Below are 12,973 nucleotides of genomic sequence, written 5' to 3' on the forward strand. Positions count from 1 at the left end.
GCATTGGTTGGCGGCCGGCTTGCCTGTCAGTGGCGTGTCCGCGGTGCGTGGTATGCCTGAAGTCGTGTCCGACGGTCTGTTCGACCTGCCCGGTGCGCCGCAATCGACCGACCCCGCGTTGAGCGTTTCGGGTGCCGGCGCCCCGCTGGCGGTACGGATGCGGCCGGCCTCGCTCGACGAAGTGGTGGGGCAGGACCATCTGCTGGCGGCCGGGTCGCCGTTGCGCCGCCTGGTTGAGGGATCGGGTGTCGCCTCGGCGATCCTCTACGGGCCGCCGGGAAGCGGGAAGACGACCCTGGCGGCACTCGTCTCACAAGCCACCGGGCGGCGCTTCGAGGCGCTGTCGGCGTTGTCGGCCGGTGTCAAAGATGTTCGGGCCGTGATTGAAAAGGCCCGTTTCGGCGTCCTCTCCGGTGAGCAGACGGTGTTGTTCATCGACGAGGTGCACCGGTTCTCCAAGACCCAGCAGGATGCGCTGCTGGCCGCGGTGGAGAATCGGGTGGTGTTGCTGGTGGCGGCCACCACGGAGAATCCGTCGTTCTCCGTCGTCGCGCCGTTGCTGTCGCGATCGCTGATTCTGCAGCTGCGGGCGTTGACCCCCGACGACATCCGCGCAGTGGTGCAGCGGGCGATCGACGACCCGCGTGGATTGGGCGGCAAGGTGACAGTGACGCCGGAGGCCGTCGAACTGCTGGTGCAACTGGCTGCCGGCGATGCGCGACGCGCCTTGACCGCACTCGAAGTGGCTTCCGAAGCTTCCGATCACGTTGGCGTCGAAACCATCGAGCAGTCGCTGGATCGGGCCGCGGTGCGTTACGACCGGGACGGCGATCAGCACTACGACGTCGTCAGCGCCTTCATCAAGTCGGTGCGCGGCTCGGACGTCGACGCGGCGCTGCACTACCTGGCCCGGATGCTGGTGGCGGGGGAGGATCCCCGGTTCATCGCCCGGCGACTGATGATCCTGGCCAGCGAGGACATCGGCATGGCGGATTCGACGGCGCTGCTGGTCGCGGTCGCCGCCGCGCAGACAGTCGCGCTGATCGGGATGCCCGAAGCGCAGCTGACCCTGGCCCACGCCACGATCCACCTGGCCACCGCACCGAAATCCAACGCGGTCACGACTGCGCTGGGCGCCGCGATGGGCGACATCAAAGCGGGTAAGGCCGGCCTGGTGCCGCCTCATCTGCGCGACGGGCACTATTCCGGTGCGGCGAAGCTGGGCAACGCGCAAGGCTACAAGTACTCCCATGACGACCCCGATGGCGTTGTGGCACAACAGTATTCACCGGACGAACTGGTGGGTGTGGACTACTACCAGCCGACCGGGCGAGGCGCCGAACGAGAGATAGGCGGCCGCCTGGAACGGTTGCGCGCGATCATCCGCGGGAGGCGGGGGCGGTCATGAGAACTTTCACCGACGACGAGATGAATCAATTGCTGCCCACCGCCAAGGGCTACAGCGTCGTCATCCTCAAGCGGGGACCGAATTACCTGAACGACACCACGCCCGCGATCATCTGGGAACACGGCCGCCGCAACTTCGGGCTGCGGGACGGCGGCGTGCTGGCGGTGGTGTTGCCCGTCACCGACGACTCCGACGTGTGCGGAGTGGGCGTGTTCGCGGCGACGGTTGGCGAAGCGACCGCTCTCATGGACGAGGATCCGGGGGTGGCCGCTGGCGTGTTCAGCTACCAGGTGCACCCCTGTCTGGGGTTTCCGGGCGACGCGTTGCCCTGAGCTGCATCGGTCGCCTGTCCCTCGAGCCTGCCGATGAGGCGAGCTGTACTCGGACTTTCCCGGCGATGGTGCAGGGTCGGGAACCCGCCTATCAGACCAGCTCGGGCACCCGCAGGTGAGCCAGCGCCAGCTCGAACTCGCCGACGTCGTCCTGATCGACGCCGAGATCACGCATCATCGCCGTCCGCATCGAGCGGGCCGACTCGCTGCAGCGGTCCATCGCTTCGTGACTGTCGTAGGTCACCGACACCACGGCCCGCGCCGACGTCGGGTCGACCATCAGGCTGGCGCTGCAGAAGCCTTCGAAATCCTCGATGGCCGGCAGTACCGCCCACCGGTAGTAGTCGATGCCGCGCTCGAACTGCTCGGGCCGGGTCCGCAGCCAGGTGGCCCGCACACAGGCGCCGGGGCCGGAGCGGTGATCGCGATGCAGCACCGCGATGCGCCACTGATCGACGACGGCGCTGCCTCCGAAGATCTCGACGGCGCGGTAGCGCACCGGCCACACCCGCTCGGCACTGCGCTGCATCGCCGATTCGGTTTCCCAGGAGCTGGTGGCGATGCATCGGCCGGACTCGCGATCGACCAACAGCGAGAGGCCCAGGCAGCCCTCCATCTCATCGAGGGCCGGCATGACCACGTCGCGAACGTATTCGATGCCCATGTTGATCGACGATGGCTGCGCCTGGATGGTTGTGGAACGTGCAAACACGATCGACCCCTCCTCTCGGTCGGGGCAGCGCCACCGGCGGCGCCACCGGTCCACCACCACCTTCCTCCGGCACCGGCGGCTGATCAAGCCCCGTAGGCTGGTCCGGATGGATACGGATGTGCTGGATGTGGACACCGCGCGTCGCCGGATCGTTGACCTCACCGACGCGGTGCGCGAGTTCTGCGGCAACCACGCGGACGGCCTTTGCAATGTCTTCGTCCCACACGCGACCGCCGGGGTGGCCATCATCGAGACCGGCGCCGGGTCCGACGACGACCTGGTGGACACGCTGGAGCGGTTGCTGCCCCGCGACGACCGCTACCGGCACTCGCACGGCTCGCCGGGCCACGGCGCCGACCACGTGCTGCCGGCGATCATTTCGCCCTCGGTAACGGTGCCGGTCAGCGGCGGCGAGCCGCTGTTGGGCACCTGGCAGAGCGTCGTGCTGGTCGACCTGAACCGCGATAATCCGCGGCGGTCGGTCCGGTTGAGCTTCGTCAAAGGCTAGATGGAAGGCTTAGCGGGCCTAATTGCGTGTTCGGCGGCCAGTTCCGGCGAATAGGCTGATACCCGACTCTCGCCACCGAGCCCAGGAAATTAAGGAAGAAGCACAGTGCAGACACACGAGATCAGGAAGCGGTTCCTTGGTCATTTCGTGAAGGCAGGTCACACCGAGGTTCCGAGCGCCTCGGTGATTCTCGACGACCCCAACCTGCTGTTCGTCAATGCCGGCATGGTCCAGTTCGTGCCGTTCTTCCTCGGCCAGCGCACACCGCCGTATGCAACGGCCACCAGCATCCAGAAGTGCATCCGCACTCCTGACATCGACGAGGTGGGCATCACCACCCGGCACAACACCTTCTTCCAGATGGCCGGCAACTTCTCCTTCGGCGACTACTTCAAGCGGGGCGCCATCGAGCTGGCCTGGGCCTTGCTGACCAATCCGGTCGCCGACGGCGGCTACGGCCTCGACCCCGAAAAGCTCTGGGCCACAGTCTATCTCGATGACGACGAGGCCGCGGAGCTGTGGCGCGACATTGCGGGTCTGCCGGCCGAGCGCATTCAGCGCCGCGGCATGGCCGACAACTACTGGTCGATGGGCATCCCCGGCCCGTGCGGTCCGTCCTCGGAGATCTACTACGACCGCGGTCCCGAATTCGGCGTCGACGGCGGCCCCATCGCCAACGAGGACCGCTACCTCGAGGTCTGGAACCTCGTGTTCATGCAGAACGAGCGCGGCGAGGGCACCTCCAAAGAGGACTACGAGATTCTCGGACCGTTGCCCCGCAAGAACATCGACACCGGCATGGGCGTCGAGCGCATCGCGCTGGTGCTGCAGAACGTGCACAACGTCTACGAGACCGACCTGCTGCGTCCGGTGATCGACCTCGTCGCCGGGCGCGCGCCCCGCGGATATGACGTCGGAAACCACGCCGATGACGTGCGCTACCGGATCATCGCCGACCACAGCCGCACCGCGGCCATTCTGATCGGCGACGGTGTCAGCCCCGGTAACGACGGCCGCGGGTACGTGTTGCGCCGGCTACTGCGGCGGGTCATCCGGTCGGCCAAGCTGCTCGGGATCGACACCCCGATCGTGGGTGACCTGATGGCCACCGTGCGCGACGCGATGGGCCCGTCGTACCCCGAGCTGGCCAATGACTTCGAGCGGATCAACCGCATCGCGGTCGCCGAGGAGACCGCGTTCAACCGCACCCTGGCTTCGGGCTCGAAGCTGTTCGACGACGTGGCCGGTACCACGAAGTCCTCGGGTGCCACGGTCGTCTCCGGCTCGGATGCCTTCACCCTGCACGACACCTACGGCTTCCCGATCGAGCTCACCCTGGAGATGGCCGCCGAATCCGGCCTGACGGTCGACGAGGCGGGCTTCCGGGAACTGATGGCCGAGCAGCGCCGGCGCGCCAAGGCCGACGCCGCCGCGCGCAAGCACGCGCACGCCGACCTGACCGCCTACCGGGAACTGGTCGACGCCGGACCCACCGAGTTCACCGGTTTCGACGAATTGACCTCCGAGGCAAGAATTCTCGGCATCTTCGTGGACGGCAAGCGGGTCCCGGTGGTGGCGCACGCCGATGCGATCAATGCCGATCGGGTGGAGTTGATCCTGGATCGCACGCCGCTGTACGCCGAGTCGGGCGGCCAGATCGCCGACGCGGGCAGCATTAGCGGCACCGGGTCGGGAGCCAGCGCCCGCGCCGCGGTCACCGACGTGCAGAAGATCGCGAAAACGCTGCATGCTCACCGGGTCAACGTCGAGTCCGGCGAGTTCGTAGAGGGCGACACTGTGGTCGCCGCGGTGGACCCGGGCTGGCGCAAGGGCGCGACCCAGGGCCACTCCGGCACCCACATGGTGCACGCCGCGCTGCGACAAGTGTTGGGCCCCAACGCCGTTCAGGCCGGATCTTTGAACCGTCCGGGCTACCTGCGGTTCGACTTCAACTGGCAGGGACCGCTGTCGGAGGACCAGCGCAACCAGATCGAAGAGGTGACCAACGAGGCCGTTCAGGCCGACTTCGAGGTGCACACCTTCCTCGAGAAACTCGAGAAGGCCAAGGCCATGGGCGCAATGGCGCTGTTCGGCGAGGCCTACCCCGACCAGGTGCGGGTCGTCGAGATGGGTGGCCCGTTCTCGCTGGAGCTGTGTGGTGGCACCCACGTGCACAACACGGCGCAGATCGGGCCGGTGACCATCCTCGGCGAATCCTCGATCGGTTCCGGGGTGCGCCGGGTGGAGGCCTACGTCGGGCTGGAGTCGTTCCGGCACCTCGCCAAGGAACGCGCGCTGATGGCGGGCCTGGCGTCGTCGCTGAGGGTGCCGTCCGAGGAGGTGCCGGCCCGGGTCGCGAGCCTGGTGGAACGGCTCAAGGCGGCGGAGAAGGAACTCGAACGTGCGCGGCTGGCCGGCGCCCGCGCCGCGGCCACGAACGCCGCCGCCGGGGCCGAGCGCATCGGCAATGTCCGGGTGGTCGCACAGCGGATGTCGGCCGGCATGACGGCCGCAGACCTGCGCTCCCTGGCAGGCGACATTCGCGGCAAGCTGGGCAGCGATCCCGCGGTGGTCGCCTTGATCGCCGAGGGGGACGGATCGACCGTCCCGTACGCGGTGGCCGCCAACCCGGCCGCTCAGGACCTCGGCCTCAATGCCAATGAACTGGTCAAACAGCTCGCCGGCAGCGTCGACGGCCGTGGCGGCGGCAAGGCCGACCTGGCTCAGGGTTCGGGCAAGAACCCGACCGGCATCGACGCGGCGCTGGACGCGCTGCGTTCGGAGATCGCCGTGATAGCGCGGGTCGCTTGAGTGATCGGATCACCGCAGTCACAGGGCGGCGACCCGCCGCGCCCGGCTCCGCCGCCCTTGCGATCGCCGCAGTCACAGGGCGGCGACCCGCCGCGTCCGGCTTCGCCGCCCTTGCGATCGCCGCAGCGCCAGCCTGACCGGCCGGGCGAATCAGACCCCGGCAGGGGGCGGCGCCTCGGTGTCGACGTGGGCACCGTACGTATCGGTGTGGCCGCCAGCGATCCGGACGGCATCCTGGCCACCCCGGTGGAGACCGTGCGACGCGACCGGTCCGGCAGACACTTGCGCCGACTGGCCACGCTGACCGCCGAATACGAGGCCGTCGAGGTGATCGTTGGACTGCCCCGCACCCTGGCCGACCGCATCGGCCAGTCGGCACAGGACGCCATCGAGGTCGCCGACGCTCTTGCCGAACGGGTGGCGCCGACCCCGGTCCGGCTCGCTGACGAGCGGTTGACCACGGTCACCGCGCAACGGTCGCTGCGGGACGCGGGCATCAAGGCCAGGCAGCAGCGTTCGGTCATCGACCAAGCTGCGGCCGTGGCAATCCTGCAGGGCTGGCTGGATCAGCGTCGTGCGCTGATCACGGGGCCTGCCGACAACGAGGCGGCCGATGTCTGAGCGGGAAAAAGCCAGGCCTGTGGCGGTGGGACCGAGTAGGCACCGCCGCACCCGCGCCGACCGCAAGAAGGAGCAGCGCACCCGTCGTCGGCGCCGCGCCGCCGGTGGGTTCGCGGCCGGGCTGCTGGTCGTCGTGGTGGTGGCCGCCGTCGTCGTCGGCACGAAACTCTGGCACGTCTTCTCGGGCAACGATGACGACTACACCGGCGCCGGCAAGCAGGACGTCGTGATCCAGATCCAGTCCGGCGATTCCACCACGGCGGTGGGCGAGACATTGCTCAAGCGGGGTGTGGTGCGCACCGTGCGGGCGTTCGTCGACGCCGCCCACGGCAACGCGGCGATTTCGTCGATTCAGCCGGGGTACTACCGAATGCGCACCGAGATTCCGGCGGCCAACGCGGTGTCGCGGCTGGCCGACCCGAACAGCCGGGTGGGCAAGCTGGTCATTCCGGAGGGGCGTCAGCTCGACGACACCACCGACATGAAGACCAATAAAACGACTCCCGGGATCCTGACCCTGATCTCGCGCGCGACATGCGTGGATCTGGACGGGAACCAGCGCTGCGTGTCGCTGGCCGATCTCAAGGCCTCGGCGAGCAAGAGCACTCCGGCGGCGCTGCAGGTGCCGAAATGGGCTGTCGAGCCGGTCGGTGAGCTGGGCACCGACCACCGCCGGCTGGAGGGCCTGATCGCGCCCGGCACCTTCAACATCGACCCGGCGGCTTCGGCGGAAACCATTCTGGCCAGCCTCATCAGCGCCGGAACCGTGGAATACCTGACCTCAGGGTTGGAGGACACGGCCAAGGCGATCGGGCTGTCGCCCTACGACATCCTGGTGGTGGCCTCGCTGGTCCAGCAGGAAGCCAACGTGCAGGACTTCACCAAGGTCGCGCAGGTCATCTACAACCGGCTGCATGAACACCGGAAGCTGGAGTTCGACTCGACGGTCAACTATCCGCTGGACCGTCGGGAGGTCGCCACCAGCGACGCCGACCGCGCGCAGCGGACCCCGTGGAACACCTACATGTCCGAAGGCCTGCCGGCCACCGCGATCTGCTCACCAGGGGTGGACGCGCTGCGTGCGGCCGAGCATCCGGCGGCGGGTGACTGGCTGTACTTCGTCACCATCGACGCCCAGGGGACCACGCTGTTCACCCGGGATTATCAGCAGCATCTGGCGAACATCGAACTGGCCAAGCGCAACGGTGTCCTCGACTCCGCACGCTAGAAAGGCTGGGGTGCTCGGTTCGCCGATCGCGCATTCGAAGTCCCCACAGCTGCACCTGGCCGCCTACCGCGCGCTCGGCCTCGACGACTGGACCTATGACCGCATCGAGTGCACCGCCGAGCAACTGCCCGGCGTGGTCGGCGGGTTCGGCCCCGAGTGGGTCGGCGTGTCGGTGACCATGCCGGGCAAGTTCGCCGCACTGCGGTTCGCTGACGAACGCACCGCGCGCGCCGAGCAGGTCGGGTCCGCCAACACCCTGGTGCGCACGGCGCGCGGATGGCGAGCCGACAACACCGACATCGACGGCGTGGCGGGCGCGCTCGGGCAGGCGTCCGGGCGTGCGCTGGTGGCCGGTTCGGGTGGCACGGCCCCGGCGGCCGTTGTGGGGCTGGCCACGCTCGGGGTCACCGGCATCACGGTGGTGGCCCGCAACCCGGACAAGGCCGCCCGGCTGGTCGATCTGGGCGCCCGCTTGGGGGTGGCGACGACGTACTGCGGCCTGGACGATGACGCGCTGACGGATGCGGTGGCCGGCGCACAGGTGCTGGTCAGCACGCTGCCCGCCGACGTCGCCGCGCGCTACGCCGAGGCCTTCGCTGCGGTCCCGGTGCTGTTGGACGCCATCTACTACCCGTGGCCCACCCCGTTGGCCGCAGCGGTGCAGACCGCCGGCGGCCGCGTGATCAGCGGCCTGCAGATGCTGCTGCACCAGGCGTTCGCGCAGGTGGAGCAGTTCACCGGGATGCCGGCCCCTCGCGAGGCGATGACTTGCGCACTCGAGGAATTGATCTAGCCTGCCGCGCATGCGGATCGGGATCGTCGCGGCTTGGCTGGTCGCCCTGAGTTACTACGACCTTCGGCAGCGGCGGCTGCCCAACCTGCTGACACTGCCCGGCGGGGCGGCGATCCTGATCGGGGCGGCGCTGGCGGGTCGCGGAACGCAGGCGCTGGCGGGTGGGTTGGCGCTGATGGCGGTGTATCTCGTGGTGTATCTGGCGGCGCCGACGGCCATGGGCGCCGGAGACGTCAAGCTCGCGGTCGGGCTCGGTGGCCTGACCGGTTGCCTCGGTTTCGAGGTGTGGTTTTTGGCGGCGCTGGCCGCGCCGCTGCTGACCGCCGTGGCCGGGCTGATATTGCGGATGTCCACCGTGCCGCACGGACCGTCGATGTGCCTGGCGACGGCGTGGACGGCGGCGCTGGCCCTCGGGTAACGACACGTAGCGACGTGCGGCCCGGCGCTGACTCTGCGTCTGTGGCAGCCCTCACTCGAACGTCTTCGCCCTCGCCGCAGACTCAAGGGTGTGAAAGGACATCGCCGCGCACGTGGGAAGATGTTCGGGTGTTGCGCTGGATCACTGCTGGGGAATCCCATGGCCGCGCGTTGGTGGCCATGGTCGAGGGCATGGTCGCCGGCGTCGAGGTGACGTCTACCGAAATCGCCGACGAGCTGGCCCGCCGACGCCTGGGCTACGGCCGGGGTGCCCGGATGAAGTTCGAGCGCGACGCGGTGACCATGTTGTCGGGCGTACGGCACGGCGTCACGCTGGGCGGGCCCATCGCGATCGAGATTGGCAACACGGAGTGGCCGAAGTGGGAAACCGTGATGGCCCCCGACCCCGTCGACCCGGCCCAGCTCGCAGACAGCGCGCGCAATGAACCGCTGACCCGTCCGCGGCCGGGGCACGCCGACTACGCCGGCATGCTCAAGTACGGCTTCGACGACGCCCGCCCGGTGCTGGAGCGTGCCAGTGCCCGCGAAACCGCGGCCCGTGTCGCGGCCGGCACCGTCGCCCGGGCGTTCCTGCGCCAGGCGCTGGGCGTCGAGGTGCTCTCGCACGTCATCTCCATCGGCGCGTCAGAGCCGTATGCCGGCCCGCCGCCGCGCCCGGAAGACCTGGCCGCTATCGACGCCAGCCCGGTCCGCGCGTATGACGAAGACGCTGAGAGGTCGATGATCGCCGAGATCGAGGCGGCCAAGAAGGATGGCGACACCCTCGGTGGCGTGGTCGAGGTGGTGGCATCGGGCCTGCCGGTCGGCCTGGGTTCATTCACCAGCGGCGACAACCGGCTGGACAGCCAGCTGGCCGCCGCGGTGATGGGCATCCAAGCGATCAAGGGCGTCGAGGTCGGTGACGGTTTCGAAACCGCCCGCCGTCGTGGCAGCCGGGCCCACGACGAGATGTACCCGGGGCCCGACGGGGTGGTCCGCTCGACCAACCGGGCCGGTGGGCTCGAAGGTGGCATGACCAACGGCCAGCCGCTGCGGGTGCGCGCGGCGATGAAGCCGATCTCCACCGTGCCGCGGGCACTGGCCACCGTCGACATGGCCACCGGCGACGAAGCGGTCGCCATCCACCAGCGCTCAGACGTGTGCGCGGTGCCGGCCGCCGGAGTGGTCGTCGAGACCATGGTGGCGCTGGTGCTCGCCCGCGCGGCACTGGAGAAGTTCGGCGGCGATTCGCTGGCCGAAACCCGCCGCAACATCGAGTCCTACCAGCGCACGGTCGCCGAGCGGGAGGCGCCCGCCGCCCGGGCCGCCGGAAGCTAGCCGGACATGGCTCCCAGGGCGGTACTCGTCGGCCTGCCGGGTTCCGGCAAATCGACCATCGGGCGTCGGCTGGCCAAGGCGCTCGGGGTCGGCCTGCTCGACACCGACGCCGCCATCGAGCAGCGGACCGGCCGCACCATCGCCGAGATCTTCGCCACCGACGGCGAACCGGAGTTCCGCCGCATCGAGGAGGAGGTGATCCGTGCGGCGCTCGAGGAGCACGACGGCGTGCTGTCGCTGGGTGGTGGCGCGGTCACCAGCCCGGGGGTGTGCGCGGCGCTGGCCGGTCACACGGTCGTCTACCTCGAGATCAGTGCCGCCGAAGGCGTGCGGCGCACCGGCGGCAACACGGTGCGGCCACTGTTGGCCGGGCCCGACCGTGCCGAGAAGTTCCGCGAACTGATGTCCAAACGCATTCCGCTGTACCGCCGGGTCGCGACGATCCGGGTGGACACCAACCGCCGCAACCCCGGCGCGGTGGTCCGCTACATCGTGTCGCGACTGCAGACCCCGACTTCGGTAGAGGCCACCAAATGACAGACAACGCACCGGTCACCGTCGAGGTGGCCGTCGACCCGCCGTACCCCGTGGTGATCGGCACCGGGCTGATCGACGAACTGCTGGAGCAACTCGCCGGCCGGCACAAGGTCGCCATCCTGCACCAGCCGGTGCTCGCGCACACCGCGGAGAAGATACGAACTCGGTTGGCCGACAACGGGGTTGACGCACACCGCGTTGAAATTCCGGACGCCGAAGCGGGTAAAGAGCTGCCAGTCGTGGGCTTCATCTGGGAAGTGTTGGGCCGCATCGGAATCGGGCGCAAGGACGCCCTGGTCAGTTTGGGCGGCGGGGCCGCCACCGACGTCGCCGGATTCGCGGCGGCCACCTGGCTGCGGGGCGTCTCGATCGTGCACGTGCCGACCACCCTGCTCGGCATGGTCGACGCCGCCGTCGGCGGCAAGACCGGCATCAACACCGAAGCGGGCAAGAACCTGGTCGGCGCGTTTCATCAGCCACTGGCCGTGATGGTCGATCTCTCGACGCTGAAGACGTTGCCGCACAACGAGATCGTCGCCGGCATGGCCGAAGTGGTCAAGGCCGGCTTCATCGCCGACCCGGTGATCCTGGACCTCATCGAGGCCGACCCGCAGGCGGCGCTGGACCCCGAGGGGGAGGTGCTACCCGAACTCGTCCGGCGGGCGATCGCGGTCAAAGCCGAGGTGGTCGCAGCCGACGAGAAAGAATCCGAACTGCGGGAAATCCTGAACTACGGCCACACGTTGGCCCACGCGATCGAACGCCGCGAGCGATACCAGTGGCGCCACGGCGCCGCGGTGTCGGTGGGACTGGTGTTCGCGGCCGAACTCGCCCGGCTCACCGGCCGCCTCGACGACGCCACCGCCGCCCGCCACCGCGACATTCTGACGTCGCTGGGCCTGCCGGTCAGCTACGACCCGGACGCGCTGCCCCAGCTGCTGGAATACATGGCGGGCGACAAGAAAACCCGCGCCGGAGTATTACGCTTCGTGGTCCTGGACGGACTGGCCAAACCGGGCCGGCTGGTGGGACCCGACCCGGGTCTGCTGGTGACGGCCTACGCGGGAGTGTGCGCGCCATGACGATCAATGTGATCAACGGACCGAACCTGGGCCGGCTCGGTAAGCGGGAGCCCGCCGTCTACGGCAGCACCACCCATGACGACCTGGTGGCCCTGATCGAAGCCGAAGCCGCCCAACTCGGCCTGGAAGTCGTTGTGCGGCAAAGCGACAGCGAGGCCGAGCTGCTGGACTGGATCCACCGGGCCGCCGACGCGTCCGAGCCGGTGATCCTCAACGCCGGCGGTCTGACCCACACCTCGGTGGCCCTGCGCGACGCCTGCGCGGAACTGAGCGCCCCGCTGATCGAGGTCCACATTTCGAATGTCCACGCCCGCGAGGAGTTTCGGCACCACTCGTACCTCAGTCCGGTCGCGACCGGGGTGATCGTGGGCCTGGGGGTGCAGGGCTATCTGCTGGCCCTGCGGTACCTGGCCGCCGGCTAGCTACTTCTTATCCGGCTTGTCGAGGTTGATCACCTCGGTCTTGGCGTCGTCGCCGCCGTGGTCGCCGGTGCGGATCACCTCGGTCTTGGCGTCATCGCTGTGGTCGCGGGTGCGAATGACCTCGGTCTTGTCCTCGCTGCCGTGCTGCCCGGTGCGGATCGTCTCGGTGGGTGTTTCACGTTCGCGCTCGACGGTCGCCACCGACGACGTCCGCTCCTCGGTCTGAGCGCCAGGCGTCCTGATCTCACCGGTGGGGCTGTCGTCCGCGCGCACCGCAGAGAACACGTCGGTGTCGGCGGAGCGGTCGCGATTCGGGTCGTGGTCGGGCTTCTCGACCGGGGGAGCGTTGCGGTCGATGCGCCAGCGCCCGATTGCGACCCCGACGATCGCGAACAAGAACACGATCAGCGCGGTGAATGCCGCAAAAGTAGTTAGCTCGTTGAGCAAACCGCCGGTGTAGATGCCCTTGTAGAAGAGGGCGATGATCCAGGCCACCAGACCGCTGACCACACCGGCCACCAACCCGCCGAGCAACCAGACCATGGCCAGGTCCTCGCGTCGGTCGGGGTCCGGGTTGGCCTTCGCGTCGGCGCGGCCGTCGAAAAGGCCCCACACCGCGGCGCAGATTATGAAAATCGTCAGCAGCACTATGCTGATCAGCGCCGACTGGGTCTGCCACGCGTTGATCAGCGCCCCTTGAAACAGGCGAAGAACGACCATCCCGGCGGCAAAGACCAATCCACGCAGCATCCACTTGTTCATGG

The 12,973-nt window shown here is 68.7% G+C and carries 14 protein-coding genes; 12 read left to right on the forward strand and 2 right to left on the reverse strand.

Features of this window, described 5'->3' with window-relative positions:
• The first annotated feature begins 52 nt into the window (after positions 1 to 52).
• Together C0J29_RS12355 and C0J29_RS12360 are read left to right on the forward strand one after the other, a co-directional pair.
• Positions 53 to 1,408: a replication-associated recombination protein A gene (locus tag C0J29_RS12355; protein WP_120794699.1), complete on the forward strand. Its 1,356-nt coding sequence runs from the start codon at positions 53 to 55 to the stop codon at positions 1,406 to 1,408.
• Positions 1,405 to 1,740 carry a YciI family protein gene (locus C0J29_RS12360; protein WP_120792503.1) on the forward strand — a complete coding sequence of 112 codons (336 nt, stop codon included), beginning with the start codon at positions 1,405 to 1,407 and terminating at the stop codon, positions 1,738 to 1,740. The genes C0J29_RS12355 and C0J29_RS12360 overlap by 4 nt, the downstream gene beginning before the upstream one ends.
• 91 nt (positions 1,741 to 1,831) lie before the next feature.
• Here the strand turns inward: C0J29_RS12360 and C0J29_RS12365 are convergent, their stop codons facing one another.
• On the reverse strand, positions 1,832 to 2,452 hold the full coding sequence (locus C0J29_RS12365) for an antibiotic biosynthesis monooxygenase (protein ID WP_065042695.1): 621 nt from the start codon (positions 2,450 to 2,452) through the stop codon (positions 1,832 to 1,834).
• Between the two features lie 118 nt (positions 2,453 to 2,570).
• Between C0J29_RS12365 and C0J29_RS12370 the strand changes: the two genes are divergently transcribed.
• The 10 genes from C0J29_RS12370 to aroQ all read left to right on the forward strand — a co-directional run bounded on the left by C0J29_RS12370 (position 2,571) and on the right by aroQ (position 12,209).
• Positions 2,571 to 2,960 (forward strand): secondary thiamine-phosphate synthase enzyme YjbQ, encoded by a 390-nt coding sequence (locus tag C0J29_RS12370; protein WP_172834799.1) that lies wholly within the window; start codon positions 2,571 to 2,573, stop codon positions 2,958 to 2,960.
• A gap of 105 nt (positions 2,961 to 3,065) precedes the next feature.
• Entirely contained in the window at positions 3,066 to 5,771 is a 2,706-nt protein-coding gene (alaS, locus tag C0J29_RS12375) for an alanine--tRNA ligase (RefSeq protein WP_120792504.1), read from the forward strand.
• A 111-nt stretch (positions 5,772 to 5,882) separates the two neighbouring features.
• A complete protein-coding gene (ruvX, locus tag C0J29_RS12380) occupies positions 5,883 to 6,392 on the forward strand; it encodes a Holliday junction resolvase RuvX (protein WP_065042694.1) in 510 nt (169 codons plus the stop codon).
• Positions 6,385 to 7,620, forward strand: coding sequence for an endolytic transglycosylase MltG (mltG, locus tag C0J29_RS12385; protein WP_120792505.1), 1,236 nt, complete (start codon positions 6,385 to 6,387; stop codon positions 7,618 to 7,620). Before ruvX ends, mltG begins: the two co-directional genes overlap by 8 nt.
• A complete protein-coding gene (locus C0J29_RS12390; protein ID WP_120792506.1) occupies positions 7,598 to 8,413 on the forward strand; it encodes a shikimate dehydrogenase in 816 nt (271 codons plus the stop codon). The genes mltG and C0J29_RS12390 overlap by 23 nt, the downstream gene beginning before the upstream one ends.
• 10 nt (positions 8,414 to 8,423) lie before the next feature.
• Positions 8,424 to 8,831 (forward strand): A24 family peptidase, encoded by a 408-nt coding sequence (locus C0J29_RS12395; RefSeq protein WP_065042645.1) that lies wholly within the window; start codon positions 8,424 to 8,426, stop codon positions 8,829 to 8,831.
• A gap of 128 nt (positions 8,832 to 8,959) precedes the next feature.
• Entirely contained in the window at positions 8,960 to 10,168 is a 1,209-nt protein-coding gene (gene aroC / locus C0J29_RS12400; protein WP_065042644.1) for a chorismate synthase, read from the forward strand.
• Between the two features lie 6 nt (positions 10,169 to 10,174).
• Positions 10,175 to 10,705, forward strand: coding sequence for a shikimate kinase (locus C0J29_RS12405; RefSeq protein ID WP_120792507.1), 531 nt, complete (start codon positions 10,175 to 10,177; stop codon positions 10,703 to 10,705).
• Positions 10,702 to 11,787 carry a 3-dehydroquinate synthase gene (gene aroB, locus C0J29_RS12410; RefSeq protein ID WP_065042642.1) on the forward strand — a complete coding sequence of 362 codons (1,086 nt, stop codon included), beginning with the start codon at positions 10,702 to 10,704 and terminating at the stop codon, positions 11,785 to 11,787. The genes C0J29_RS12405 and aroB overlap by 4 nt, the downstream gene beginning before the upstream one ends.
• The gene (gene aroQ, locus C0J29_RS12415; protein ID WP_370530852.1) at positions 11,784 to 12,209 is read left to right on the forward strand and encodes a type II 3-dehydroquinate dehydratase; all 426 of its coding nucleotides are present in this window, start codon (positions 11,784 to 11,786) and stop codon (positions 12,207 to 12,209) included. The genes aroB and aroQ overlap by 4 nt, the downstream gene beginning before the upstream one ends.
• Here the strand turns inward: aroQ and C0J29_RS12420 are convergent, their stop codons facing one another.
• On the reverse strand, positions 12,210 to 12,971 hold the full coding sequence (locus C0J29_RS12420; protein WP_065042641.1) for a B-4DMT family transporter: 762 nt from the start codon (positions 12,969 to 12,971) through the stop codon (positions 12,210 to 12,212).
• Positions 12,972 to 12,973 lie beyond the last annotated feature (2 nt).

This window comes from Mycobacterium paragordonae (assembly GCF_003614435.1).
Classification (GTDB): domain Bacteria; phylum Actinomycetota; class Actinomycetes; order Mycobacteriales; family Mycobacteriaceae; genus Mycobacterium; species Mycobacterium paragordonae.